Here is a 2957-nt window from a genome sequence, read left to right on the forward strand (position 1 = left end):
GTCGGGTTCGTCGTACCGACGCGATGAAGAGTGAAGCGATCAGCAGGGCACCGTCGCGGGCGATCTCCCACGGATAGTCCGAGGTGGCGCCCGCCTTCGAACCGCCGCCGCCGAAGCAGCCGCAGTCGATCTCGATCCCCCGCGCCCAGACGGACGCGATGCCGATGATGAACGCGACGAACAGCAACGCCGAGAGGATCGCGGCGCCCCTGGTCAGGACACCGGCCACCAGCGCGAGGCCGATGACCAGCTCCACCGCGGGCAGGGCGATGCCGACGACCTCGGCGACCGACGACGGCAGCAGCTGGTAGGCGCGCACCGCCGCGATGCTCGCCTCCGGCTCGGTGATCTTCAGACCACCCGCCACGATCCACACGCCACCGGTCACCAGCCGGGCGAGCAGACCCACCCAGGGCAGTGTTCGGTTCACGGCCCCGAGGTTAGTGGCACCCGCTGAGCGAGTCCTGAGAAAGAGGTACGGCGTAGGGTGCACCCTCGTGAACGAACGACTGGTCTGGATCGACTGTGAAATGACGGGGCTCGACCTCGTCAACGACGCGATGATCGAGATAGCTGCCCTGGTGACCGACTTCGACCTCAACGTGCTCGGGGAGGGCGTCGACGTCATCATCAAGCCTCCGGCCGAGGCGCTGGACCAGATGATCGAGTTCGTGCGCAACATGCACGAGACGTCCGGCCTGCTGAACGAGCTCGAGAACGGCGTGACGCTGCGCGAGGCCGAGGAGCAGGTGATGGCGTACCTGCGCGAGCACTGCACGCCCGACAGCCGCCCGGCCCTCGCTGGCAACTCGGTCGCCACCGACCGTGGCTTCGTGGTCCGCGACATGGCCGAGCTCGACGCGTTCCTGCACTACCGGATCGTCGACGTCTCCTCGATCAAGGAGCTCTCGAAGCGGTGGTTCCCGAAGGCTTACTTCAACGCGCCCACGAAGCGCGGCAACCACCGTGCGCTCGCCGACATCCAGGAGAGCATCGAGGAGCTGCGGTACTACCGCGACACGGTCTTCGTGCCGCTGCCCGGCCCCGACGCGGCCGCTGCCAAGGAGGTCGCAGCCCGGTACGGCGGCTCGCTGACCGGACTCGGGACGTCCGAAAAGGGCACCAATTCCTAGTTCCGGACGGGATGCGTCTAAACTCATCCCCGCCTGACTGACCGCAAGGTCGAGTGAGCATGGTGGGTATAGCTCAGCTGGTAGAGCGCCGCCTTGTGGTGGCGGATGTCGCGGGTTCAAGTCCCGTTACTCACCCCAAACAGCTCAGCCGGACTCCTCGGAGTCCGGCTGAGCTGCTTTTCAGGCTCTGCGTCAGTGCGACGGACCGCCGCCCGTGGCGTCGTTCCCCGGGCCTCCGGCGTCGGGGCCACGGAAGTGCGCCACGTCGGCCTCGTGACTCCGCCGCACGCTGAAGTCCAGCCGCTTGCGGTTCGGTCGCCGCGCCTCAACGACCAGGTAGCCGACCGTGAGCACGCCCAGGGCGATGAGGGCGTAGGTGAACCAGTTCATGGCCGGCTCACAACGGACCGCCGCCGTCGTGGCCCATGCGGTTGTTCAACTCGTTGCCGCCACGAAGAAACGCGTCGCCCTGCTCGATCTCCCGCTGGTTGGTGCTGAGGTTCTTCTTGGCGCGCCGCGGGCGGACCACCTCGAGTCCGACAACAACGACGGTGACGACGGCCAACGCGATCAGCAGGTAGGTGAACCAGTTCATGGGTGCCCCTTGTTCCGAGTGGACCGCCAGCGTACGCCGCGATCGTCGCCCTGTCGGGGAACGACCTCGTCAGCGCTCTACGCCCGGGGCGCGGGAGGTGGCGGCGGGAAACCCGGCGCCTGCGCCTGGCCGGAGACGCCGTCGATCTCCTCGATGTCCTTCTTGAAGCGGCGGTGGATGCGCAGGTTCTCGTTGCCGATCTGGTGCCGGTGCCAGACGTTGCCCGTCCACGGCCCCAGCCGGAAGGTGCGGGGCAGCTCGGCCACCAGTTCCTTGGAGTTGGTCGTGGTCATCACACCGGAGTGGAAGACGAGGATCCGACGATCGGTCGCGATGATCGTGCGGTACTTGTTCATGATCAGGAACGGGATCCAGCCGATCAGAATCAGGTACTGACTGGCTGTCTGAGCGAACAGCACCCCCTGGATCTGCTCACCGGGCTGGAGGTGCTGCTGCGCCTTCGAGGCGATCTTGTCGCGAATTGCCATGTCGGGACGGTACCTCCCGATGCCGGCCTGAAACGTGTTCGAGCAAGGCTTCCCGCACCGTGCGCCGACCGGCACAAGGGGCAGAAAATGCTATGGCAATTCCGGATTCACCGTGCTTACAGTCGCAAGGTCGCCTCCCGAGGAGTTCGCCATGCCGATGGAACGCCGAAGCCTGCTCAGGTCCGCTGCCGCCGTCTCGATCGCAGGGCCGTTCGCCGGCCTCGTGGCCGGCCCGGCCGGGGCCGCCAAGCCGACCAAGCCCAAGTACCCGCTGCTGCCGGTGACCGACCAGCGCGACGGGGTCGTGCGCCTCCATCTCCCGCCGGGCTTCAGCTACCGGTCCTTCCACGACACGACCACACAGGTGGTCCTGACCGACGGCACCGTGCTCCCGGGACGCCACGACGGCATGGGCGCCTTTCCGGGCACGGGCGGGCGGGTGACGCTGATCCGGAACCACGAGATCAACGGCCCCGTTCCCGCATTCAGCTCCGCTGCACCCGTGTACGACCCGATGACGGGCGGCGGAACCACCACGATCGACGTCGACCACCAGGGCAACGTCGTCGCGTCGTACGCCAGCCTGGCCGGAACGCAGATGAACTGCTCGGGCGGGATCATGCCGTGGGGCGCCTGGCTGACCTGCGAGGAGACGGTGAACGGACCGGACGTCGGTCCGGACTTCACCGGCGCCTCGAACATCACGTTGACGAAGCCGCACGGCTACGTCTTCGAGGTGCC

6 protein-coding genes and 1 tRNA gene are annotated in these 2957 nt (G+C 67.2%); 3 read left to right on the forward strand and 4 right to left on the reverse strand.

Annotation, left to right across the window (positions count from 1 at the left end; translation table 11 throughout):
• Positions 1–430: MauE/DoxX family redox-associated membrane protein (locus ACOADB_RS25135; protein WP_378605331.1), on the reverse strand; the 430-nt coding region annotated here is incomplete at its 3' end.
• 67 nt (positions 431–497) lie between these two features.
• Between ACOADB_RS25135 and orn the strand changes: the two genes are divergently transcribed.
• The gene (gene orn, locus ACOADB_RS25140) at positions 498–1133 is read left to right on the forward strand and encodes an oligoribonuclease (RefSeq protein WP_378605334.1); all 636 of its coding nucleotides are present in this window, start codon (positions 498–500) and stop codon (positions 1131–1133) included.
• Between the two features lie 62 nt (positions 1134–1195).
• A tRNA-His gene (locus ACOADB_RS25145) sits at positions 1196–1271 on the forward strand.
• A gap of 54 nt (positions 1272–1325) precedes the next feature.
• Here the strand turns inward: ACOADB_RS25145 and ACOADB_RS25150 are convergent.
• From ACOADB_RS25150 to ACOADB_RS25160, 3 genes are all read right to left on the reverse strand, one after another.
• Positions 1326–1523 (reverse strand): hypothetical protein, encoded by a 198-nt coding sequence (locus tag ACOADB_RS25150; RefSeq protein WP_378605337.1) that lies wholly within the window; start codon positions 1521–1523, stop codon positions 1326–1328.
• 7 nt (positions 1524–1530) lie between these two features.
• Positions 1531–1728 (reverse strand): hypothetical protein, encoded by a 198-nt coding sequence (locus tag ACOADB_RS25155; protein ID WP_378605340.1) that lies wholly within the window; start codon positions 1726–1728, stop codon positions 1531–1533.
• Between the two features lie 77 nt (positions 1729–1805).
• Entirely contained in the window at positions 1806–2216 is a 411-nt protein-coding gene (locus ACOADB_RS25160; protein ID WP_378605343.1) for a hypothetical protein, read from the reverse strand.
• 151 nt (positions 2217–2367) lie between these two features.
• On the opposite strand from ACOADB_RS25160, the gene ACOADB_RS25165 reads away from it, so the two are divergent.
• A partial coding sequence (locus tag ACOADB_RS25165; RefSeq protein ID WP_378605346.1) for an alkaline phosphatase PhoX occupies positions 2368–2957 on the forward strand: 590 nt, incomplete at its 3' end.

This window comes from Nocardioides sp. CPCC 206348, assembly GCF_048654705.1.
Taxonomy (GTDB): domain Bacteria; phylum Actinomycetota; class Actinomycetes; order Propionibacteriales; family Nocardioidaceae; genus Nocardioides.